Origin of the sequence: Caballeronia sp. LjRoot29 (assembly GCF_964252755.1) — a bacterium.
GTDB lineage: Bacteria > Pseudomonadota > Gammaproteobacteria > Burkholderiales > Burkholderiaceae > Caballeronia.
This window is the reverse complement of sequence record NZ_CAXUPU020000012.1, coordinates 139,302-163,002: the sequence shown is the minus strand read 5'-3', so window position 1 is coordinate 163,002 and position 23,701 is coordinate 139,302. Positions and strand designations below refer to the sequence as shown.

Sequence of the window (23,701 nt, the reverse complement as noted above, 5' to 3'; positions counted from 1 at the left end):
CACATCCTCGAAAAAGGTCAGCGTAGTGGTAGGACCTGCTATGGCAAAGTCAACGAAGCTGTATGTGTTTGATCGCGAAGATGCCGAAGCAGCCAAGAACCAACAAGCGCGCCCGTCGGATAGCTCCAAGCGCATCAAAGAGCCCTAATGCGTCTATGACGAGGTCGATGCCGCTTTAATCATCGGGATTCAGACGAAAGCACGTGGTAGAGGAAAATGGCTGGCCAAGCTGGCGATGGTAAGTGGTCCCGAAAGGATTCAAACGCCCCGAGCACCAAGAGGACGGCCCCTTTAGCGATATTGCATGGCTTGCAATAGATAATAGCTGATAATAAACGAAGTCAACAGTCCTAGGTAGATCGCTACCGTCGTACCTGCATCCAACAGCGCTGAGTTGCTGTGTGCAGGCCGCGCTCTTTCTTGCAAGACCGAGACCCCATGCAATCCGACAATGCCAAGGATGGCGATAATCGTAAAATGTTCCGCATCCAGATGACCAAATTCAGGTACCGCGATAGCGAAAATTGAAAGCAAGATTATGGCCCGACTCGAAGTAACCCACGGCCCGCGGAGATGAAAAAGGCCAGCGTGAATTCTACAAAGCCGGCGATTACGGTAACGACCAGTGGCGCGAGACCCGCAGTGATCCGTGGATGTGCGATTAGTACTGGCACCGTCCATTGAGGTACAGAAATTTTTCTACAGCAGTCCACATCAAGCTCGCCGACAGCGAAGCACATAGGAGCGGTACCCGCCAACGGTCGATCGACGGAGAGCGCAGGCCAGTCAGTGCCAGATAGCCGGCAATACCAAGGAAGAACAGATACTCTATTAGATGGAACAAGCCATAGTCCGCGACGCCAGCTGCGTACACGATTACGATTCCCACGGCAGCAAGTGAACAAGTGCAACGCCACAGAAGCACGACTGCAACGATGAACTGAACGGTCGCAATCCACGGTGCCCCGGAGACGAGTTCGGGCGTCAGGATGGCGCCATCGCTTTGCGACCATGGCACGACGGCTCCGTTGTCCCATAGACAGAGGAAAAAAGCGCCAACAGCCACGCGCATGAGTTTTTCCTTGAATGGGCGTGTTGCTGGGTTTGTTTCTGCAAGTGCCGGCCGTCGATGCGACAGCCAGTGATCCGTCATGGTCCCTGCAAACAGCAAAAGTGCAAAAGCCAAGAGGCAGGCGCCAAACATTGGCGTGATTGCAGCGTGCAAATCTAGAGGCGGAACAGAAGGGTCCGCGGTGGAACAGAACCATTTGACGTGTGCGGTTGAAGTGCCAGGGAAGAACAGTAAAAATACTAACCCCATTAAAACGCGGAGATACGCCCTTGCATCGTTCACCTGTTTTCCATCCAAGGCGCTTCGTAGGCGGATTTCTGTGTGTCGTAAGGTCGCAGGCCGATTAGCAAACGGGCCCTGCCTAAATCCGAAGCTCTTGTCTGGGAGAACACACGTTCCGCATAACCCATGTTACGCAGACGCTCTGAAATTAAAGGAGAGATTGCACTGCTGCCGCCGAAAATGAGTTGCCTTAGCAAGTCAAATTCGAAAGTGTTTAGATCGTTGCGCATTCCGGCTCCAATTGCTCGACAGGGCCCTGCACTCGGCGAAAGGATGGCACTTATCCTTCACGACGAAAGCGCCAACTCGGCGGATCGTGATCTGTGGACGATTTAGAAGAGATACGTAGGCGGATCGGTCGCGGATGCACCGTTTGCGCGATTTGCGACATATGAACGACAGAACTGACGTAAGCGCGACCATCTAGCAGCATGAGCCATACAGTTTCCGACCTTCTCTTAAGCTTCCGTCCCGACCGGCAGGGCGCGCAGGCATTTGGATGACGGTACCAGGCTGCAGCCGACCGGCCGCAAGGGACTCGAAAAGGCGAGTGACCGCTATACCGTCGGAAGCGGCCAACTAGATCGCACACGCCCTATGTCCGGACTGGGTCGAGACCGTGTGGAAACTCCATTTTTTCCGCTGAGGGCGAGATTGCCGGTCAGGTCAATCAAGTTTTATACATCGAGCTTCCGCTAATCGAACATCGCGCGCGCAAGAAAGCCCCTCGGGGCTTTAGGCTCGAGCCATCTTCATTGCCTTCATCACCTCCGCAACCCCAAATATATTCATGACCCGCTTGAGGATGTAGGCCAGTACCTGCAGACTCAGCTCCGTGCTCACGCGACCAAGCGTCCGGGTCAGGAAGTGTGCGGGACCCATCCAGTGCTTGAGCGTGCCGAAGACATGTTCGACAGTACTTCGGCGGATGGTCATGGCATCGGGTTTTCGGTCGAGCCGGCGCATGGCTTCCAGTGTATTTTCGTGCTCCCATCGTCGGATGCGGCGATAGTCGCTTGGCGAACATCGTTCCTTGAGATGGCAAAGGGGCCAGTCCACCCGCAGATTCATGTCATGTTCAACAGTCGTAAATCGATGTATGGAGCGCTCGCCGGCAGGGCATCGATACAGGTCGCTTTTCGCCATGTAAACAAAGTCGGCCTTCGTGAAGAGACCTTTCTTCCTTGACGCGGAGGTTGGCTTGGGGACGTAAGCGCTAATGTTGTTCAGATCGCATGCCCGGATTTCCGGGCCACTGAAGTAGCCCCGATCAGCCAGAAACTTCAGCTTCGTCTTGCCCATCGCAGTCTTCGCTAACAGTGCCATCCTGCTAAGTTGCCCGTGATCGTTTCCGACATTAGTCACCTCGTGTTCGACAATCAGGTGGTGCTTTGCGTCGACGGCGGCCTGTACGTTATAGCCCACCATGCCGGATCCTCTTCCGCTTGTTGCCATCGACCGAGCGTCGGGATCCGTCATCGGTAGCTGTCTGTGCGGCTGCTTCAGCAACTGCTTTTTGACCTCTGCGAGCTCACGCATCCGTTGGCGCAAGCGGGCGATCTTCTCGTACAGGCGCACGGTCTTAACGTCGAAACCTATCGGACTTGTCCGGTCGGCGGTTGCAATCGCATCGAGGTTTCGCTGGACGCTTTCCTCAATCTGCTGCTGACGCTTATCGATCTTGGCTGCCGTGTAGTTCTTGTCACGGCTGTTCACAGCCTTGAATTTGCTGCCGTCGATGGCCGCCATGTCGACGGATAGTAACTTCAGTCCGTGACACAGTTCGACGAAACGACGGCACACGTTGCGAATAGCCAGGCCGTTATCTCGACGAAAGTCTGCGATCGTCTGAAGTCTGGCGCCAGACGTCCTGTCAGCCACATCAGCTCGACATTGCGTTGGCATTCACGCTCCAGACGCCGGCTGGAGGGATACGGTTCAGATACCCGTAGATATAGATCTTGAGCATCGCACCCAGATGGTAGGAAGGACGGCCCGTGACTGCTGGCGTGGTGCCGTCGAAGCCGAGCGTCGAGAAGTCCAATTCGTCCACAAAGACGTCTACGATCCTTACCGGGTTGTCCTGTCCGATGTAATCATCCACGCATTCGGGAAGTAGTGCGAACCGCTTGCGGTCATCGCCTTCAACAAATCGCTTCATGAGTCACCCGTTCTCAGTGCGTTGATTCAGTTTATGCGATCAATGCGTTTTCACACAGGCTCGGTCGCCTTCTGCCAATCGTCGGTAGTCGCCGACGCCCCTACAAATCGCTACCAATTGAGTCTCAGCCCGGCTTCTGTTGCCCGGTGTCGATCATCGTCGTCCGCATGCAGGTACTGACTGGTTGTCGAGATCGATTCATGCCCCAGGTTGTCCCGCACGTATCGAAGGTCAACTTGCCCGGCCATCATGTGTGAGCCCGCTGTGTGCCGCAGCCAATGGGCAGAGGCCTGGCGCAACCGTTGTGCTGCGCGCTCGTGCGCCTCGCCCGTCGACTCCAAGTGCTCGATCGCGTTGTCGAACACCTGTTTAATGATCAGATGCACACCGCCGCGGGTCAGCGTCCGGTGGGCGCCACCGATCGGCAATAGCAGCGGCGTTGTCTCACCGCCATAGGGGAGGGCCGTGAGACCGTAGTGTCGGCGATAGCGGGTCAGCTCCGCCATCAGTTCCGTCGTGGCCGGCAGCAAGCGTTCCTTGTCGCCCTTGCCGGTGATCGACAGCCACCATCGGTCCTGGCCGTTGCGGTCCCGCCGCCTAAAAAAGCCCCCCATCGGATTGCTCACGACTTCCGAAATGCGCAGACCCATCAGATACAAGAGCGAAATCAGCCAGCGCACCCGCGCGTGGTGCTCCTGCTCGCGGGCAGTGTCACGCGGCATCGCGTCGATCGAGGCCTTGACGGCCTGCCAGAGATCGTCCTCCAGGAATCGCGTTACCCGTGGCTTGGCCTTGCGCGTGCGTTGGCGCGACAGAGACAGCGGATTGCCGGCCAGGTAGCCGGCGTTCACCAACCAGGCGAAGAGCGTATTCAGAATCACAATCGCCTGTCGTTCGCTCGTAGGTGAGAGTGGCCCCGCGAACGGGCGCCAGGATGGGTCTGCGCGGGCCGCTTTGCGACCGGCCATCACCCAGCGCTGCGCCGGTTGCGGGTCGGCCAGAAAGCGCCGATAGAGGAGCAAGTCTTCGTGCGTGAGCGAGGAAACGGGTTTCCCCAGTTCTGTGGTCGACCACAGCAGAAGGCGTTCGGACTCCTTACGGTAGGTGTCGAAGGTCGCTCTTGTGTCGACAAAGCGCGCGAGCCACCCCTTGATGGCGTCGACGTCATTTTGCGCCGCAATTTGAGGACGGTTGCCGAGCGCGCGGTTTGTGCCGAGGCTACCGTCGAGCTCGGACGGCAGAGACAACTGCTCGAGCGGGTTAAGAGGCAACAGGGCGCCATCGGACACGCGGAGGGGCTCAGGAAACGGCATGGTGGGGTGAGATGCGCTCGATTCACACAATCACTCATTTTACTCGACATTATAGTCATAATGTCTAAATTCTCCGTTCCGCGTCAAGATAATTTACGTTATACGTTATATTATCAACACATTCATTTTACGGAGCGGTCCGCCATGGATGCCTCACTCGCCCTGGAAGCGCAGCTGCACGCGGAAATCGAGCAGTTGCGGACTCAGTTTCCGCGTACGCAGGAGCTGTATCGCGAGGTCTGCGTGCTGCTGTTTTTCCGGCACGACATCACGCCCACCGCGAACCGGCTCTATCAACTGGTGAAAAAGGGCAGCATGAGCGCGCCGGCCGAGGCGCTGACGCGCTTCTGGGCCACTTTGCGTGACAAGAGCCGGGTGCGCATCGAGCACCCGGACCTGCCGGCGGAGCTGCAGTCCGCGACGGGCGAGCTGGCGGCCGCGCTCTGGACTCGGGCGGTCGATATGGCGCAGGACCAACTGGCCGCCGGGCAGCTCGAGTCGCAACGCTCGGTCGCGGATGCGCAGGCCCGGCAGACTCAGGCTGAGGCCGAGCGCGACCAGGTGCGTCAGCAACTGACGGGCAGTGCGGCCGCACTGGACGGCGCGCAGACCCGCATCACCGAGCTGGATCAGGCGCTGGCCGTCTCAGGGGCCGCGGTGACGACACTCCAGGAGCAGGTACGGCTCGCGCAACAGGGCGAGCATCAGTTGCAGCGGGCGCTCGAAGCGGCCCGGCATGACTTCGCGTCTGAGCTGGACAAGCTGCGCGCTGACGGCGCATTGGCGCAGGAGCGGCTCAAGGCCGCCGAAACTCGGGCGCTGCTGGAGATCGATCGCGAGCGGCAAGCGGCCGCACGCTTGCAGAAGGAGCTGGACGCGGCCAACCGCAAAGCGGAGCAGGGCGGTACCCGGCATCGCGATGACGTACAGAAGCTGCAGGGCCAACTCGGCAATCTGCGTCAGCAAGTCGGTGTGCTGGAGGGTAAGCTCGATGCGCTGCGCACCGCGAACGCGCGTTATATCGATGAAGCGGCGCAGGCGCGTGAGCAGCGAGACCAACTGGCGTTGTCACTGACGCCGGTCGCTGCAAAGCGACAAGTGTCAACGGCAAAACGGGCAGCGGAGCGGACAACTGGCCCGCGCACGAGTAGTGCGGCGACGCGGAAATCGCCACGCGTGCGAAAATCTTGATTGCATCGCGGCGGTATCCGATGTCGGCGTCACCATCGAAGTTCGACATCGCGCTCAAGCCTCGTAACGCGGTATCTCCACCACCGAAGTTGCCTTAGGACGACCCAGCGCGTCGCAACGGGCGATGGCGGCTGGCGCGTACGCGCTTCAAGGTGCACCTCCGCACATCGAACGGAAACATTAAACCCGACGAGATACTTAGAATTCGGCGTAATCGGCGTTTCGATCCGCAAAATGCTACAGTTCTGCTCGTCATAAAAACAATGAATCTAACGATCTGAGGGGACGATTGATGGCGGGAGAAATGGCTGTTCATTTGTTTGATGTGCGAGCGATTCAAAGGACACCTCCGCTGACCGAACTGTTGGAGCGTATTCACCAAGACGGCATTGCTAATCGCTTGAAGACTGTTGGTCAGCAAGAGGTCCGCCTAGAAACTATCGCGCCGCCCCGCAGCGCGGATAACAATACCGCGTATTGGCTTCTGGATTTTACGAAGATTCGATTCGAGCACGGGCCTGGTAAGGCAAACAGAGAAGATCCGATTGAGGGCTTTGAACTCGAAGCAGATCAAGGGTTCGGTGAGGAGACGGCGGCGCTGTATGACCCGCAACGACAAGTGATACTGATCCAGTACAACCACTATGGCGTGCGGTCCTCGATCATGAAAAATTACTTTGCGCTCTATGGCCATGACGCTAACGCTGTGGGGTCTTACGAATTCAACATTCGTATGGACGAAAGCGCTGATGTGAAGTTTGCCCAGAAGGAAATCATCACAAAAATGCACTTCAAAATTGCGCCGCCTCGAATGACACAGGCGCAGCGTGACGGTAACGTATCCCTTGGTCGCTCGCTGGATGTTAGCGATAACCTAGGTGCGGAAACCATTGAGGTTATCGTCTCCGCTGGTCGAAGCGGGAACGCGGCATTATCATTCCAGCGGGCAAGAGCACTTGCGCGTCGGTTGATGGAGATGCGCCATGTAGGGGAAGACCAAGATCCGATTGTGTCAAAGCTAGAAGTCGTCGGACGTGATTCCTTGCTGGAACCGCTCGATGTTGTCGACCTCTTAAAACCAAAGCTTGAACAACGAATCGGCGACCTTATCCTAGGTGCCGATCGGCGGTACACTCAACGCTCCCGGTGGGATGGATTAATTCGCGCCCGCAATGGCTGGGGGCGCGTTATCGCGGGATGACCATGTCACTGAAAACAGAGCGTTGGTACCCATTCGTTATATCAGGCGCGGCGGGCATCGCATGGTGGCATTTCAAACTTCCATTGCCGGAAGCGATAAAGGAATTCTTGTCGGCGGCCATAAGCGTCGGTGCAATACTCACTGGATTTATCGCCACCGCCCAAGCTATCCTTGCGGCCTTGCCTACCGACACAGTTGTGGGCCGTCTGCGAGCATCCGGCTACATTGATGATCTCATCACTTATCTAGCGGGCGCGCTCTATGGTTGCCTATGTTTCAGTGTCTACTCGATGGCGGGTTTTTTCTGGAACGAACATCTCCCATATTGGTATGGGCCTGTCTGGATCGCACTTGCTGCATTCTCTGCGATGTGTTTCCACCGCGTATCTAGAATCTTCTTCAAGATTCTTCGGTGGGCACCACCCGTGTGAATAGGGAGTGAGTAAGGGTCATTGAACTCGTTGTCGAAGGGCTAGCGGCGTGGCAATCAATTGCACATTTACGCCGTTGTTTTCGCTCGCATGGCGCTTTGTCGACTCGTGCCGATTCACGGGCCAGTGCTGAGGTAGCCATGCCAAAACGACTGATCGGCGCGAACGACATAACCGTGCTGCAGGTAGTTCACATCGCTCGCGCAGAATTCATACAAACGGGACAAGTGTCTTGAGGCACATGGTGTGATTTGTAGCTCCATCAATACCCCATAAAAATCGTCATCGCGCATTCTATGGGTTTTGTTCTGACGCGAGCAGGTAACCCGAAAACCGCCCGGACCCGTGATGGCTAGTGCTCACCTATTTGCTTAGCAGCCGAGGATGTACGAGACCGGCGAGAGGCAACTGGATCATATCCTCGAACAACGCCGCCCGGTTTCGTTCAATCTCTGCCCAATCCCCGTCCGTATCCTCGCCGAGAAGAACTCGTTCAGTAAAGCCGAAGGCTTCGTTGACTTGCTCGACAGTCATGTTGCGGAGGTGACGGGTTCCTGCATACATGTTCATGATCTTGTACACCTCTGGAAATGTCACGCCCCGCTCAACGACGAGCCGCACCGCGCGAATGAGAAGCGGTTCACGATCGGATCGCTTGCTGATCTGCGCAAGCGCCTCAGCATCATCGGTACGAGGGCTTACAGAGTAACTATCTGTCCAATGCTGCCAAAGTACATCGTCGCATTCGTTCTGAAACTGAATGACTCGATCTCGTACACGAATGTTCTTCACCTTCCCAGGCTCGATCGTCGTAAGCCACGCAGCCATTTTTCGAATTGGCAGACATGTCATGCTTTGCGGGCCGCCAGCAGAAGGTATTGTCAAATCGACAACACCCCATCGTGTACGGTTGTCAGTTACTTTACGGTACTGGCTCGCCCAATCTAGGCCGATCCCTCCCACGATAGGTTTCATCGGGGTGTAAGGTTGACCTTTGTGCTCGATCAGGTATAAATCCACACCGTAAAACGGTACTTTAATTTGGCGCGTCCGCGCCGTGGTGGTAGTATCCACGTGTTCGTCCTAGTAGATTGAACATTAAGCCTCTGCCGGATCCGCCAAGATTGCCGGTAGGGGCTTTCCCGCTTTAAACGCGGTAGCTTCTCAAAGTTGTCGTCTGTTTGCGATCATCCTCCGTGGCCTATGCGGCATCCTCATCTTCGTCTGGCGCATTCTTCCGCCACTCAATGTCATCAGTAAGGTCCATCGGGATGGCGATGGGGTCTTCCTCTTCGTGAATGCTGTTCCAGTGATCTGCGTCCAACGAAAGCTGAACGCCATCGCCGACCATCTGCTCACGGCGATTAATTAGCGACTTGTGCATTTGGTGTCGCGGCGCTTCGTCAATGTCGATCCACAACGTGAGCTGTACCCCTCCCTGACTAACCGGCAGGGCGTGGTTGGCGCGGTATGGTTTTCCCGTCCTGGGATCGCGGCGAAACTCTTGTCGTGCAGCCTGTGTGAACTCAGTCGCCAACATGTCGAAGGGATCTTTGGGCTCGGGCAATGGCCATCCGCGCTGGTGTGCAAACTTGGCTACCTTCTTCATATCGACTTCGTGTTCGCCGGTGATTTCTTTGTACAAGCGAATCAAGTACTGCATTTCCACATGCTTAGTCACTTCAACTCCTTAATCGAGTCCAACCGGAGCAATGTCACCCCAGCCATCAACCATCGCACCCGGCGTTACGATGGAACGTACCTTCACCAAGTGGGCGCGGAAACGATCATAGCGTCCTGTACGGTGCTGAAGCTGTCCCGCGATCAGTCCGGGATGCACATTGAGAGTTTTGGCGAAGCCCAAGAGGTCTCGTTCCGCGAAGAAAGGCGCTTTGCGCGCGATGAATGAGTCCATTTTCTTTCTCGGGACGCAGAAATCCGAAGCGGCGGCATTCGCTATTTTTTCCTCTTCACTGACGGCTTCTCCAGTGCCGGCTCTTTCGCCTTCCAACTCTGCATCAAGGATGATTGCGTCCTTTCCATGTCCTTGAAGAACGTGTTCTAGTTCGTGGCGCAAAACGAACCAAAAGTTGTCCAACCGATCGTGACGAAGAGTCATGCCGATAACGGGAGAGTGATCGTTTAGCCACATGCACACTCCGTCGATCTTCGCGGATGTAAGCGACTCAACAAGGACAAACCGAATTCCACATTCAGCGAGGATCTTGGGCACCTTTCGCGCTTCCTCGGCTGCGGCTAGGAGCGCTGCAAGTTTTGCGACTGCCAGCTTGCCCATCTGAGGGCTATATTTCGGGACAAGCATTTCGCTTGCGATTTCTCGAACACGATACAGCCACGCAATTTGAACGGGCGTCGGATCCCCGTGCACGAGAGTTTTCTTTGCGGCATGCGGGAGCACTTCGATTTCGCTGGGGGTGTCCGCTTTGAAGAATTTTGCCAATGCATTTTCTACAGATTGGACATCCCGCGCGTCGTCGGCGTCTAGCCAACCGCGCTTAATCATCTCGATGACAGGTAAGCCCCCGAACAAATGAGCGCGAGTAGCCCGGCCGGGATCCGGCCTAGCTGAAATCCGAGCTTTAGCGAGATCGAAGGACTTTTGAAGGTCAAGAAAATTCTCGGCCGGCACCTCGAAGATTTCTTCGAGCGACACCGCCATTGCGGCGTCCACCGGTCGTTTGTCAGAGGCGAGCCTGTTGATGCTGCTGTCGTCGACGCCCAAAATCACCGCGAGCACGCGTTTTGACCATCCGCGCGCTTCCAGAAGGGCATCAATGTACTGTCCTGGTGTTCGAAAGTCGGTCGGATCGATTTGCATGGTTTTCACAATACGCCACTTTGCGCAAAAACGCAAAATGGTAGTTTAAGCGAGCAATCACGAATCACGGCCAAAAGCGCGCCGTTTCTCGTGAGCGTCGCAAGTCAACTTTGACCGGCAGGGTGGTTGCCGCATGTTTGACGCGAGCGGCGCACAGTTTCCGCTCACGAGCGGCATCGCGATTTCGGGGATCATGACCGCAACGCTCGATGCGCAGCCGGCAAGGTGCCGGAAATCCCTGTTACCAAAAAGGTCAGCGCCGCGCTGACGATGGGGCGACGCTTCGCTGACTGCAAGCGCTCTATGATCGCAATGATCTGGATCGACTCAGCGCCGGAAGCGCAAGCGCTTATGGCTGACGTTCAGGCGATGCAGTGATCTAGCGCGGGAACTGACCGCCGCCTGCAAGGATGGTGTATTCGAAAATGGCTATCGACCGACCGACCAAGCATCCGGTCGACCTCAATGTCCATAGGAGCCGCGGCGCCATGAGCCCGGCGCATGTTGCTGAGCCATCGGCTAGGGATGATTCAGGGTTTGGAAATACCAGACGCGATAAATCTCGCGCATGAAGCGCCAAGTCTGGGGGCGAATCTCAGATAGTGGCGCACTCGTGATTCATGTCGGATAAACGCGTTTGCTGCTTTAAAGCTGCGCTTCGCTTCGACGACGTCTGGCCTTTGAGTGAGCAGCGACGAGAGCAATTCTTCGGGCACAGCCCAGGACTGCAATCGATCAGGAATCGTGCGGTTTTCGAAGAAACCATCGGGAAGCGGGCATGCGATCAGATCGTTGCGATCCTGCTCGAGCGCACGCCGCCAAAATTAATTCACCTGCGCATCGGATCTAGGTTTGATCGTCCGCTCGTTAGCAGGCGCCCCCCTTCTATTGGACGGCTTTCATGGCATGGAGCAACTATTCGACAAAGCGCCCGACGTGATTAGACCCGACCCGCTTAAGCCGTGCAACGCTACGCGAGCGTCAGGGGGCGCTTCCAATAGGAATCAGCGTTTCAATGATTGAGTTGCTACCGCAAAAAGACGACTTGGGCACTTGTGCTGCTTCATCGCTGCGAGCAAGCGCAATGCCCTTTCTTTTAATGGCATCGAGAAGCGGCAATCGAGGGATGCTCGAGAATTTCCCGGTACGTGTCGACAGCATCGCGCAGCATGATGACGGAACCATTTCCTGAACGAATTCCTTTGGCGTGGCGTTATGGCTTCCGTGGTGACCGACCTTCCAGAACTTTGCACGCGTCAACAGTTTTAGGCTCTCTGGATTGTTCATGAACAAGTTCCAAGTGCCCCACTGAGCGTCGCCGGGAAAGAATAGGACCGCATCACCAATTTCGAATGCAATGACGAGGCTTGTCCCGTTCACCGCCTGCTCAAGCGCAACGGTGACGTTCGGATCCCAGGCCGTGCTAGCTCCACGGAGCTTTTCAATATCGCTCGCGTCCACGAGCAAGTCCGGCCAACTGAAGGAGGCGGGATCAATGAGCCAATTGTCCGTGAACGGTTCAAATGCATCCGTGGTGCCAGATGTCATGGCGATTTGCCGCAGGAAGGTCTTTCCTTCCGGTGGATCCATATCTCGGATAATGTCATCGTTCCGGCTAGGCCCGAGCACATATGCTGTCATAGGGCTTAGAACGCCTGTCTCTATTGGCACTGGCGAACCCTCGCTGGAGAGAAAGCGTGTCACCGGCTTCGATCGAAATCCACTGTGAAGCATTGACATCGCGCTTGCGTTGCTTAACGCATTTCGCGACATTTCCAGCCAGCGCCGCACGTCGGATGCATCATTATTGTTTCCAAGTCGGTTCCTCCAAAGGTGATCGAGCGCCACTGCAAGACGGCTTTGATTTTCCCGGACACGTCGCGCTTCTTGATCTTTCGGATCTTCCGTCCATGGAAACCAGACTTCTTTGACTCTAAGGTTCTTCCATTCTGGCCTGGCGAAGCCACTGACGTGGTCTGCATGTCTATGGGTGCAGACGACCACGTCAATCGCAGGCACACCATCCTCACCCGTCACGTCTGCCAATATGGTGTCTACCGTGTCAGAGATTGAGAGCGGTAGGGGCGACGCGATCGACCCGCAGTCAATCAGCACCCGTCTAATCGCGCCGTCCTCCCCCGACGATTCAATTAGGAAGCAATCTCCAAACCCCACGTTGTACATGCGGACCAACACGCTTCGATCAGATTCAGGTTTTTTAGCAGCAGCGCGACCACGCATCGTTGGCAAGGAAGGTTTCGCCTTCTCATTGTCCAAACTCGATTTTGTACGTCTTGTACTCTTCGCTGGAGGCATCGGTCACCTCGTGAAATGAAGCGTCGACATTCTCGCGCGCAGGGCAGCCCGCTGAGCGAATTCCTGCTCAGTCATGTAGGGTGTCATAGGATCACTTTGGTCGCTCTGCTGTACGAACCCCGCTTGTCGAATCAAGCGTTCTCGGGCGCGATCTTGCTGAATCGCGGGGAGATTTCTTCCCGGAAGTGGCTTGGCGATCACGTACTTCACCGTCCCATCGAATGCGACGATCAATGTCGAGCCGCCTCGCGGATATAACCCACCAAAATCGGATACTCGGGGCCATTTTTGATCGACCTGTGCGACCAGTTCGATCACTAGCCTGCCGCTCGGTGCAACGCGGAAAACCGGGTGTACGCCCAGAGCGCGAATCTCACTTTTCGAGTCCAGTAGAAGTTTGTCAGCGTTCGCGGTTGCGTACTCGTGAAGCTGCCTCGAGAGGGTCGAGATTGTTCGTGTGTCTTCCCCGGGTTGGGCAATTTCATCAGCCTCGAATTGCTCGTCAGAGGGCGATAGGAATTTGTTGGCAATTGATTCCGAGGTAAGGTCAGATGCTGCTGCTGGTGCCTTCGAGCCCGCGCTAAAGCGCTTTGCGGCGTCAACGATGACGCTCAAAAGTGCCTCCGGATTCCACTTCAGCGGCGGCAGTGAGGAATCTGCCGGACTCCAGGCAAGAGAGGCTTCGGCGAGTGACGTGACGCCTTGCGGATAGATCCGATGCAATCTGAACGCTTCAATGAGCGCGGCGCGTTGCCCATTTTCATCGTCTGGCGAGAGTTCTATGTCGGCGGTGACCATTGCACGAAGAAAGTCGCCAAACGTTACGTCAACAGGCGGCATGTAATCGAACGCCCTAATGCATATAGTCAACAATGACTGCGCAATGCGGGCGGCCTCCTTTGCGAGCCAGTTGACTAGGTCGGATGGAAGCGATCCGGGAGGCAAGCCGCTTGCGTTAGCAAGGCGAATGATGTCGGCCGTTCGACGCTCATAGATATGAAGAAATGCGTCAAATACTGCGGCTACGAGAATTGCACCGCGTTCATGAGGCTCACTAATATCGTCGGATAATTGGGTGGGGCTATCGGCGAGTGCCGAGCGCAGTGCCTTACCGGTTGCAGTTGCATGACCAAACTGAGCAGCAAGGCCAAGTAGATCTGTCGCAGCTGAGAGATCATAACCGGTCTTAAGTATCTGGTTTTTTACAACATCCGCAAATGAGAAATGCTGAAAAAGTGCTACCAGGTCCGAGAACGCCTCATGGAATGCGAGTACGTCAACATTAGAGGGTTGTAGGAACAGTTTGCGTAAGCGATTAACGATCGCATGCGTCATTTCATGTGCAATGATGTCGTGCGACAAGCAGGTGAATACCGTTTGTCCGGGCAGGTTCTCGCCGGGATCAGTTCTGTCGGCTCGAAAATAGCCAAACATGATCGCATGCAGGCTCTCGTCGAAAAATGCGTTGGCACCGTAAAATGCATGCGGAAAGAGCCTGAGACGGCTTCCCCGTCGATTCAGCACAATTCTACGTCCCAGTGCGCGGTCAAAATTTTCAAGCGTGCGCAGCGCTACCGCGTACACCATCTGTTGATGGAAGCGCGGGTCCGACTCAGTGGGGTTGAGTCCACCCTGCATTAGCAACGCCGGGTTATCAAGATCTATCGGGGGGTAGTATTTTCCAGTACTCGCGTTATAGTCGACGACCATCAGTCGCTCGCCGACCGGACCAGGCATGAGCGTTTCATTTTCGACGTCGACTCGCGCCTGCTCGCCTGATCGCCTTCCTGCCATGGGATCAGACGCATAGATCTTAAGCGGCCGGCGCTTTGGCAAATCGAGAGTGAACGCATTATTGACGAACCCGCTCATGCCGGAACCTCATTCAGATTAGCTCGCGACAAGACGTTAGCGACTCAAATACGCTGGTGCCTAAGGCGAGCGCTGGTCGAAGAGAGAGAGCCAACTGAGGGGCTCCGCCAAATATTCGCGTCTTTCCGCTAGAAGGATCGCTGCGTAGCAGCTATACGAGTGTGCGATAGAGCACAAAAACTCGGCTATTGGCCATCAAATGACAGTAACGCTGACTAGCATTGACTCAAACTAGCTCTAAAAGCGGCGCCTGTCCTTCTTAATCGAGGTGAACGCATGGTGGATCAGATAGATATCGGGCTGGCGCTTTCCTCCCTCTGTATAGTCGACGGCGTTTAGTAAGGCCACTCAGCCTGTTGACCGTCTGGATTGATGATGACAAAGAGGCGCTTGTGATATTGAGATTTCGGCGCCGGAGGAGGGGTGCCGACGGCGCTCGGCAAGGCCGCGGGAGGTGTGTTTTTCATGGTGACGGTCAACTTTTTGAAGAGGGTTGGGTCTCCGTCCTGGTCTGTGCTGTTAGCTTCCACCGTCGCATCCGGAAGCGACTGTTGCGCCGGCTCTGTGTCTCCACTTCCAACCTTGTACGCAAAGGTCGCATTTTTGGCCAAGCCTGTGCCTGTGAGTGTCCAAGTGACATCTGCAGTTACGGCTTGGTCCGAAACGCCTTTGACTCCTGCCAGTACCGGTCCACCCTTCCGAACGGCTTTTCCGCCAATGTATCCAGCGGCGCTTATACCAGCGAGCTGAAGAAATCCATCGGGAAGCTTGGGAAGGTCTTGTATTGTCGCCGGGTCGAGCGCCAACGTGTACACGATGAAACCTATTGCCCCCACTATCGTCCAAAGGAAATATTGGGCGCGTTCGGGAGCGATGACGCCGCCTACAGAATAAAAATCGCTGAACGTAGGTGAAAACGGGCCCGATGATTTCGTCCCCTTCATCGCTTGCACCCCTGTGGCAGCGACGCTCGTACCTACAGCCACGACTAAGACACCGGGTAAGCCGCTGGGTATATCGGAGAACGTAACCATCCCCTGAATCAGGCTGCGTGCCACGCTTAGGTATATCCACCCAAACAATGCGACGAACGTCCATATGACGAGTTGGAGTCTGGAAAGGCTGTAGGTTTTCGAGTCTCCGTCGATGAAGATTGTTTTCCAACTGGGGAGTCGAGCCGTTGGCGACAGCAAAGGGACATCGACTGTCTTGCACCCAGCCCTCCAGGCGAGCGCGACTACTATCAGCAACAGCGCTGTTGCAGCGAACCTTGGTGCATAGCGGGGCGAACGGGACAGAAGGAGGTCTTGCGAATTTGAGATTGCGTCCTCTACCTGTACGGCAATTTTGACCTTGCCTGTCAAGGAACGAGGGATGCCGGATACAGTGATGCTTGTTAGGTTGCCTTCTTTGATTGGGTCGACTTTCGTGCAGAAGCGAGTCGTTGGCGGGTCGCACTGCCGCAGCGGAACTCCATTTATAAGAATCTGGTTCACTTCCTTATAGCTCACCTTTCCATCGATTATTGGCTTCCCGTGTTTGTCCTTTGCGTCCAAGGTAACCGTCTCTGCGTCTCCTGCGAAACCAGTACCTTGGATTTGGATGTCGGCATAGTCGGGCGCAAGGAACCCCGCGGGATAAAGAGTCGTCTCGGACAGCGCTGAAATCGCGGGCGTGATGCGCGTTACCACAAGCGGCGGCGTCGTGTAGAGGTAGGTCTTTTGGTCGGCACTGATTCTGGCACGGTAGGTCCCGGGTTTGAGCTTGTCTGGCAGGAAGAATTTGATGGACTTGCTCGTGGACTGCTGCGTACCGATGGAGTATGGCTTGATACAGCCGGGGTCGATGTCTGCGCACAGTTGAACAGCCGCTACCCCGAGAGGAAGGTTTTCCCCGTTGATGTCCGCCTGATTGCCGCGCTGAAGCGAAGCAGGCACGGGTGCGCCGAGGGTGGGTGCAGTGTTGCTCGCGGGCGCGGGAGCATCAACGGCCTTTGCTGTACCATACGTGCCAGCAAAAACCGCAAGCATCAAGATAACTGCTGTCGTTTTCATGTTTTGTCTCCAGAACCGATTGCGACCGTACAGCGTAAAGCTTCGCGACGGGCCCCGAGGCGCATCGAGGGCGTCTGACGCAGGCGACGCGCGCCGCCGCTTCTAGTGGTGTGCGTACAGCGGCAGGAACGGGTCTTTTGCCCGCGGAGAACCTTCGCTTGAGGGTATCGAGTCGCCACCCGCAGCGATGGGGAAGGGGCACTGCGGAACGACGGTGCGAGGCGTCGAAAGACTCAACACCTTCGAGAAATCGCCTGCAGCGCGTACGCGCGCCGTCAAGTTGAGCAATCCATTCAGCTCGAGCAGTGTGTCTGTTGTTTTCAGAATCGAGGTATGGTCGTACAGCGAATGGTCGATGGTGCCAGCGGGAACGAGAGGAGAAACAACGATAACCGGCACACGTGCGCCTAGTGTGTCGAACGCGAAGTTGTGCGTCTTCAGCCGGGCGTTTTCAGCTGAGCCCGGTGGCTCAGCGACGGGAGGCGTCACGTGGTCGAAGAATCCCCCATGTTCGTCAAAGGCAATGAGCAGCACGCTGTTGGGCCAAATAGCCGAAGTACTGATAGCGTCGTAGACCTTCTTAACCAACGCTTCCCCGTTGCGGACATCACCGGCCGGATGCATCGAATTGCCATTGCGGAAGTCATTCTTCGCGTCGTACGTCGGCTCTATGAAGATGAATTTCTCGGTCAGTGAATTATTGGCAAGCCGCGACAGCAGCGTATCCATAGAGACGAACCGACTGAGAAAATCTTGCATGCCGTAGATGCCACGTGTTTGCGCGACGTCGCCTTGAACGATGAGCCAGTCCGACGCCTGGAGCTTCGAAAAGACCGTGCCATTCGGGAAAGTGAAGAGCGGTGCGTTAAAGAACACCGCTTCTACGACTTGTGCGTCGCTCGGCGAATGGTCGAGTCCGGACGAAGTCCCGGCCACAGCAAAGAACCGATTAGGCCATGTTGGTCCTGGCATCGAAGCAAACCAGTTGTCGCATACGCCGAACTGGCCGGCGAGGAAATTCAGAACGGGAAGCTGGTCCGGAGTGAAGGCGCAGAAGGCGTCGGCAACCACGTCGGAGTGGTCCTCGAACGTCGCGGCAAAGCCCATTGTCGACGTTGCCGTTGCAAACGGCGGATAGCCAGTTGCGCCGAGCACAAGAGAGTCGTTGCGCACGGTGTCACCACTCGCGACCTGCAGCCCACACAGCTGGACACAAGCGTCAGTGAATTCGTGGCCCGGGTCAAAGCCAAGCGCGTATGGTGCACTTTTTCCTAGCTGGTAGGAGGTCCCAGTTCGCCCGAAATTGACGATAGGCGTTGTTGGCAGTCCGTTGGCGGTTGTTACTTGACCTGCTGGTGTCGTGCCCGATAGGTTAGACCACCCAAACACACTGTCATAAGAACGGTTCTCAAGCATGAGGACGAACACGTGCTCTATCGTTGCCATAGGTCACCTCGAGTCTTATTGTTCGTGGCTTCCATGTCCGGCAACTGGCGAGATTAGAATGGCTTCTAGCAGCCCGATACTGGTCAGTCGCCGGCGTCATTGCGATTTCTGTTAGATGCAACGAACTGGTTTATTTATATGCCGGCTTTCTGAAAAGGCAATGGAAATTACTAAAGATAGGTCGAATCCTTAGAGGGCGGGACGATGATCGGCTAATAATCGTCGAATCAAAAATGCGCGGCTTCGACCGAAAAACGTTCGGCGCGCTATCTGTTACCCGGTAGGACTGTCCAATTGAGACGTACTTCACGAGACGTCCGCCGACCAAGCAGATTAGGAGGAGCGTTCGACGCGAGCACCGCAGTTCGAGAGTCGATGAGTGTGACGCAGCGGCTTAAGCGACGGCCCCCTTCGACGGATGCTTCGCTCGTGTCTCTCAACACCCGAATCAACTGTGGATAGGTGAGCTCGTTGCGGGAATTGTGCCGAAGCACCTGATTCCGCCAGTGTCCTCTGCGCCAGTGCACGCGTACGCTCCCCGCGCCGCCGGGCACGTCGCCACGCCATTTTCCAATTCGATGGTGCGTTCGAAGCGGCCGACACTGCGTATAAGTTTCACTCCGTCATAGGGGCGACGTCGGAGTGCGGGTTTCGAAAGGTACGCGAAAACCATTGGCGGAAGTGAATCAGATTCCGTCGGAATTAGGGGGTACCTTTGGACGGAAATGGCACTATAAAGTAGCTATTAGGAAGCTCTACATCTCTGTGGTGTAGAAGAATCTCTAGTCCCGAACCCGGAGGAGAAAGATATGCCTGTCACAATGGATGGGACCTGTGATGGTGTGCTTGACTTGAGTCATCTCCACCCCGAGGTTGTCTTGGCCGATATGCAAACCGCAGGGATAGTGGCCGTGATTCACAAGGCTACTGAAGGTGCGAGCTGGCAGGACCCGTTTTACGAGCAGCGTCGGTACCAGGCGAATGCGTTGGGAATGCTATGGGGCGCATACCACTTTTCAAGTGGCGCCGCGCCCGCAGACCAGGTTAGCAACTTCCTCAATGCAATCCAATGGGGCGTTGACCCGAATTCCGATGCCGGAACACTGCTCGCTCTCGACTTCGAAATCAGTACAAGCGGTCCAGATATGTCGGTCGAGGATGCTTGCACTTTTGTGTCGCTCATTCAACAACGAACAGGCCGTTGGCCGATGGTCTACGGGAGTAACCTAGTGACAAACTCCGATGCCGTCGCGGACCCAGCGTGCCCGTTGAGCAATTGCCCATTGTGGTATGCGAGCTACAACAACCAACCGCTACATGTGCCGAGTCGGGTTTGGACAAAAGGGTGGACGCTCTGGCAATTCTCGGATGGGCGCTTAGGGCCTGCACCAACTAATGGCCTTGACCGGAGCTGCTACCGAGGCACACAGGCGGCCCTGCAGCAGGCGTGGCCTTCATTCGCGTGACCGGGGTGGTTGAAGTCGCCGCGCAAGGCATTGCGGACTGCCGGCGGTACCTTGCTTTGCAAATTAGGACGCCACATTATCGGAATGCTCGTCTGGCCGGTCACACGCATCCTGCAGGCGAGACGAGATTTTGGTTCTTTTCGTGCGTCTGTGTCACTACCTAGGCCTAGACGTCTTCACAACAAAGCTTTATCGCCACCACCAATCATTCGGAGCGCTCCGCCAACAAACACCGTTGCAGCGCCCGCAACAACGCATCACGATGCTGTGCGGCACTGCAGAAGGTACTGTCGCGCTGACAGGCAAGCATCGAGGTTAACTTGGCTACAATAAAAGCAAACGTAACTCCACGCTCCGTCGAGACATTGGATCTTCTGGTCACGCCTGGGACGAGGAAGTCCACGGGTGGCGTAGTCACGCTGACCGTCTCTGCAGCTGAGAGGTCGAAGGTCGCCAAGACGTATCGCAAGGCGATGGAAGACCTCGATGCGCTCAAATTCTGGCGTGATGGTGCCAAGGGTGGGTATCGGCCCAAGCGGGGCCTTTGGGTGCCGCAGCGCCGCGCCGTCGCCTTAGGCCACGCATACTTGGCCGCACAGCGTCACGCAGCCGCGGATACGCCCCGTGAGGCGGCGTTGATCAAGATGCCCACGGGCACCGGCAAGACCGGCGTCATTGCCACGCTGGCGTGCACATCCCCGCTCGTGAAGAAGGTGCTGATCCTGACGCCGCGCGCCGGGCTTGTGCATCAGATGAAGTATGACCTGTCGTTCCGGTTCTGGAGTCGCTCGGTCAGTGGCGTGTACTACGACTGTCAACTGCACGAGAACCTGGCACAGGAAGAAATCGATCGACTCACCGCATTGATCAAGAACGGAAAGATGGCGCCCGTGCGCGTTCTTGCGGCGGACGAGTACGAAAAGATCTGGAAAGAGCGAAACCGGGAGCGACAGATCTTGGTGTCAACCTTCAACGCCCTGCACCTGATCCTCGGCATCAAGGCGCCGCCGCACCGATCGATGTACGGCAGAGACGTGCGCCCGGTGGCGAGCAGCCTCCACGGGCTTGAGGATGGCATGACGGCCGAGGAGTGTCTCAAGGTATTCCAGGATCTTCTGAAGTCAGTCGACCTGGTCATCGTCGACGAGGGACATCACGAGCCCGCCTATTCCTGGTCGCAAGCTGTAAGGGCCATCGGCAAGCCCACGATCATTTTGTCAGCGACTCCGTACCGCAACGACTACAAGTACTTCGAGATCGACGGCAACTTCGTCTTCAACCTCCCGTGGCAGGAGGCCGTGCGCGAAAAGCTCATCAGAGAGGTCGTGTTCGCCCAACCCGTCGCCGCAAGTCCAGGAAAATTGCCAACCGGCCGGGCCGCCCGAGCGAGCCCTGCAGCCGCCAAGCCTGCGCGCTACAACCCGCAGAGCTTCGTCGACGAGTTCGCAGCCACGCTCGCCCAATTACCTTCGGGCAAAAAGGCGATCGTCCACGCGGGCACTTTCGCTTCGCTCAAGGCACTGCAGCGCGCCTTCTTCGCCAAAGGAGAGGCAGCCGTGCTCATCCACGACGCGTACCAGGGCAAGGAAGAACTCGAGTGCAGCGATCTTGACGGACTGCCTGGCGCGGCGAAGCAACAACTCAAGGAGCTTCGTTTCCTTCAGGTTCGGCAGACCGAGGGGAGCACGGCCGCCCAACACGCTCGTATATGGATGCACCAGTCCAAGCTCATGGAGGGCATCGACGACAGCACCTTTATCGAGATCTGGCTCTACGACGGACTTGGGAGCGCTAGACTGGTCGTGCAGCAGATCGGGCGCGCCATTCGCCGACCCAACCTGGCCGATCCCACCGGCCAAGTCGCGACCATTCGTGGCAGCTCCAAGCGTCTCGACCGCTACGAAACCGCCCCAACCGTGGCGGAACAAACTCAGCGTCGGTGGAACGAGTACCTAGCCTACGAAGAATATGCGGCTCAGCGGTCTGACGTGGCCTTTCTCGCCGAGACCCAGCTGATTGCGTCGGTCAAGCGCACCGCGCCGGCGGTTCAGTACATCGCTGGTGAATTTAAGGGTGGCCACCTGCTCGATCAGAACCCCACGATGGCGGCCTTCGTCCTTCCCCGACGCGCCGTAGTGTGCCGCGTCCAAGGCGTTGTCAAACACGAGTTCAATGCCATCCCCGACAAGTTCCTCGACGAGCTGCAAGCCTCCTGCCGCGAAGCCATGCAGTTGGAGGAACGCTTCGACATCGTCCCGGTGTCGGCGCCGGCCGGAGATGTGTATCGAGACGTCCGATTGATTCGCTACTTGGCTTGGGGCAACTCCCCGTATCTGGCGAGCCACCATATTCCGGAGTGGCGACTGGGCATCATGGCCATCGTCCGGTCAGGCCGGTACATCTTCTTGATCGACACTGAAGGCATCTGCATCGACCACAATCGCCTGGGCCTTCTCAGCCCCGAACCCGTCGAGTTGAAACGTTTATTTGCGCGAACACCCAACGGCGCCATTCCGGCAGCCAATGCCACACGCATCGTCGAAACAGTGGCCAGCGGCCTGGACACGAGTGAGTTGGGCTTGCGATCCATCAGCGTCCGTAAGCACGCTCTCGATGAAGGCTACTTCGACCTAGCTGAGACCAGCCAAGTGCCGACGTCCGTTCGCGGCTTTGGTCAACTCGGGAGCAAGTCGGCGCGCCGCCGTCTGTCGCTGTCCCGCTCCAGCGTTGCCGACGCCACCAACAAGCATCTGCCGGTCAAGGACTATGTCGAGTGGGCACGCGTTGTCGGCAGCACGATGGCCGATGGCCGTATCCGACCGCACGGCTACTTCGACCGGTTTGCAAGCGAGGTGCCCCCGCTAGACCAAGACGCTGGCGTTCCACAGTCGATCCTGCTCGATCTTTGGGAGCTTTTGGAGACTGCCACTGAAACCCAGGAAGAGCGCGTCTGGAACTCGGACGAGGTCAAAGAGCTCCTGAAGTACGACACCTGCTGCGAAATCACCAATCGCAGCGCCGACCCTACGGAGCCGCCAAGGTACGCCTTCGACTTCGGTCCTCACGAAGTCGAGATCAAGTACATCTACAGATCCGCTATCCCGTCGACCGGTCGCTATGCGATTTCAAGCCCGGATCTCAACAACGCGGTGGCAGAGCCAAACGCCCCAAGTGGCGGCACCGAAACTGAAGCCGACAACACTGTCTTCGGCCGAACGCTGTCGGCCTCGCTTACACGGCTCATCAATCAAGAGCAGTCGTTTCGAATCGTCACGTCGGAGCGCGGTGTCGTCTACTCGAAGTCTCACTTCTACAAGCCGGAGATCAACGACGCCCTGATGTCGATCCTCGAGCCCTGCCCGGTGGTCGGTCCGGTGGTGAGCGAGAAGGGAGACACGCGGCTCGACAACTTGGCCGACTGGGGCACGAAGACGTTGTTTGGCCTTGTGTACGGCTGGATCAATGGAGCGTCCGCGGGCGACGTGGAATTCGCGAAGGACCTCCAGAAATGCGCCACGGTGATTTGCGACGACCGAACCGATGAGACTGCCGACTTCTATGCGATCGATCCGGCTGCTCGACGCGTCCTCATGGTGCACGGGAAGGCAGACAACGGAACCGCCGGTGTGTCCGCGCGCAAGCTCCAAGACGTCACGCGTCAGGCCGTGGCCAGCTTGGCGTTCGCCGGCTCCAGCCGTCGCGAGTTCCCGTTCTCGACGAAGTGGGACGCGGATTGGGAGGTCGTCTTGCAAGGCGCTGGCAAGGCGCTGGTCACCAGGCCACGCATCATCAGCGCGGCAAACCCGGCCCCGACTCCTGTCGAAGCGCACGCGTTGCTTTTGAAAGTGCTCGCTGACCCGACCTACAAGAAGGAGATTGTCATGCTCACGAGTGGCCTCCTGAGTCGGGCAGAGGCCTTGACAACCATCACGAGCACCGACCAGCGCCACCTCCAGTTCCTCTATTTCCTGGCGGGCGTGCGCTCGACGTTCGACCGGGCCGGCGTCCGATATCGAATCGTCTGCAACGAGTAGCAAACTTGCAGCGAGCCAAATTC

15 protein-coding genes and 1 pseudogene are annotated in these 23,701 nt (G+C 56.8%); 5 read left to right on the top strand and 11 right to left on the bottom strand.

The genetic code is table 11. The features are described 5' to 3' along the window. Window positions 1–291: 291 nt before the first annotated feature. The 4 genes and pseudogenes from ACSQ83_RS16040 to ACSQ83_RS16025 all read right to left on the bottom strand — a co-directional run bounded on the left by ACSQ83_RS16040 (window position 292) and on the right by ACSQ83_RS16025 (window position 4,828). Complete coding sequence (locus ACSQ83_RS16040) at window positions 292–534, bottom strand: hypothetical protein (protein WP_436228840.1); 243 nt, start codon at window positions 532–534, stop codon at window positions 292–294. 127 nt (window positions 535–661) lie between these two features. Next, window positions 662–1,369, bottom strand: a complete 708-nt coding sequence (locus ACSQ83_RS16035; RefSeq protein WP_436228839.1) for a hypothetical protein — start codon at window positions 1,367–1,369, stop codon at window positions 662–664. Window positions 1,370–2,089: 720 nt separating this feature from the next. Next, window positions 2,090–3,515 (bottom strand): annotated as a pseudogene (locus ACSQ83_RS16030) (IS1182 family transposase). 110 nt (window positions 3,516–3,625) lie between these two features. After that, complete coding sequence (locus ACSQ83_RS16025) at window positions 3,626–4,828, bottom strand: tyrosine-type recombinase/integrase (protein WP_436228838.1); 1,203 nt, start codon at window positions 4,826–4,828, stop codon at window positions 3,626–3,628. A gap of 144 nt (window positions 4,829–4,972) precedes the next feature. Between ACSQ83_RS16025 and ACSQ83_RS16020 the strand changes: the two genes are divergently transcribed. The 3 genes from ACSQ83_RS16020 (at window position 4,973) to ACSQ83_RS16010 (ending at window position 7,651) form a co-directional block, all read left to right on the top strand. Further along, a complete protein-coding gene (locus ACSQ83_RS16020; RefSeq protein ID WP_436228837.1) occupies window positions 4,973–6,019 on the top strand; it encodes a DNA-binding protein in 1,047 nt (348 codons plus the stop codon). Window positions 6,020–6,323: 304 nt separating this feature from the next. Beyond that, complete coding sequence (locus tag ACSQ83_RS16015) at window positions 6,324–7,220, top strand: DUF6731 family protein (RefSeq protein WP_436228836.1); 897 nt, start codon at window positions 6,324–6,326, stop codon at window positions 7,218–7,220. Between the two features lie 2 nt (window positions 7,221–7,222). Next, window positions 7,223–7,651 carry a hypothetical protein gene (locus ACSQ83_RS16010; RefSeq protein ID WP_436228835.1) on the top strand — a complete coding sequence of 143 codons (429 nt, stop codon included), beginning with the start codon at window positions 7,223–7,225 and terminating at the stop codon, window positions 7,649–7,651. A gap of 363 nt (window positions 7,652–8,014) precedes the next feature. Here the strand turns inward: ACSQ83_RS16010 and ACSQ83_RS16005 are convergent, their stop codons facing one another. From ACSQ83_RS16005 to ACSQ83_RS15975, 7 genes are all read right to left on the bottom strand, one after another. Beyond that, a complete protein-coding gene (locus ACSQ83_RS16005; protein WP_436228834.1) occupies window positions 8,015–8,725 on the bottom strand; it encodes a phage antirepressor N-terminal domain-containing protein in 711 nt (236 codons plus the stop codon). Between the two features lie 127 nt (window positions 8,726–8,852). Beyond that, window positions 8,853–9,332: a hypothetical protein gene (locus ACSQ83_RS16000; RefSeq protein ID WP_436228833.1), complete on the bottom strand. Its 480-nt coding sequence runs from the start codon at window positions 9,330–9,332 to the stop codon at window positions 8,853–8,855. Window positions 9,333–9,341: 9 nt separating this feature from the next. Further along, window positions 9,342–10,490, bottom strand: a complete 1,149-nt coding sequence (locus ACSQ83_RS15995) for a helix-turn-helix domain-containing protein (RefSeq protein WP_436228832.1) — start codon at window positions 10,488–10,490, stop codon at window positions 9,342–9,344. Window positions 10,491–11,471: 981 nt separating this feature from the next. Next, window positions 11,472–12,806, bottom strand: a complete 1,335-nt coding sequence (locus tag ACSQ83_RS15990; protein WP_436228831.1) for a hypothetical protein — start codon at window positions 12,804–12,806, stop codon at window positions 11,472–11,474. 3 nt (window positions 12,807–12,809) lie between these two features. Beyond that, the gene (locus ACSQ83_RS15985; RefSeq protein ID WP_436228830.1) at window positions 12,810–14,678 is read right to left on the bottom strand and encodes a hypothetical protein; all 1,869 of its coding nucleotides are present in this window, start codon (window positions 14,676–14,678) and stop codon (window positions 12,810–12,812) included. A 335-nt stretch (window positions 14,679–15,013) separates the two neighbouring features. Further along, entirely contained in the window at window positions 15,014–16,732 is a 1,719-nt protein-coding gene (locus ACSQ83_RS15980) for a hypothetical protein (protein WP_436228829.1), read from the bottom strand. Window positions 16,733–16,834: 102 nt separating this feature from the next. Next, on the bottom strand, window positions 16,835–18,178 hold the full coding sequence (locus ACSQ83_RS15975; protein ID WP_436228828.1) for an alkaline phosphatase family protein: 1,344 nt from the start codon (window positions 18,176–18,178) through the stop codon (window positions 16,835–16,837). 809 nt (window positions 18,179–18,987) lie between these two features. Here ACSQ83_RS15975 and ACSQ83_RS15970 point away from each other — a divergent pair. After that, a complete protein-coding gene (locus ACSQ83_RS15970) occupies window positions 18,988–19,644 on the top strand; it encodes a glycoside hydrolase family 25 protein (protein ID WP_436228827.1) in 657 nt (218 codons plus the stop codon). A gap of 320 nt (window positions 19,645–19,964) precedes the next feature. After that, on the top strand, window positions 19,965–23,678 hold the full coding sequence (locus ACSQ83_RS15965) for a DEAD/DEAH box helicase (RefSeq protein ID WP_436228826.1): 3,714 nt from the start codon (window positions 19,965–19,967) through the stop codon (window positions 23,676–23,678). Window positions 23,679–23,701 lie beyond the last annotated feature (23 nt).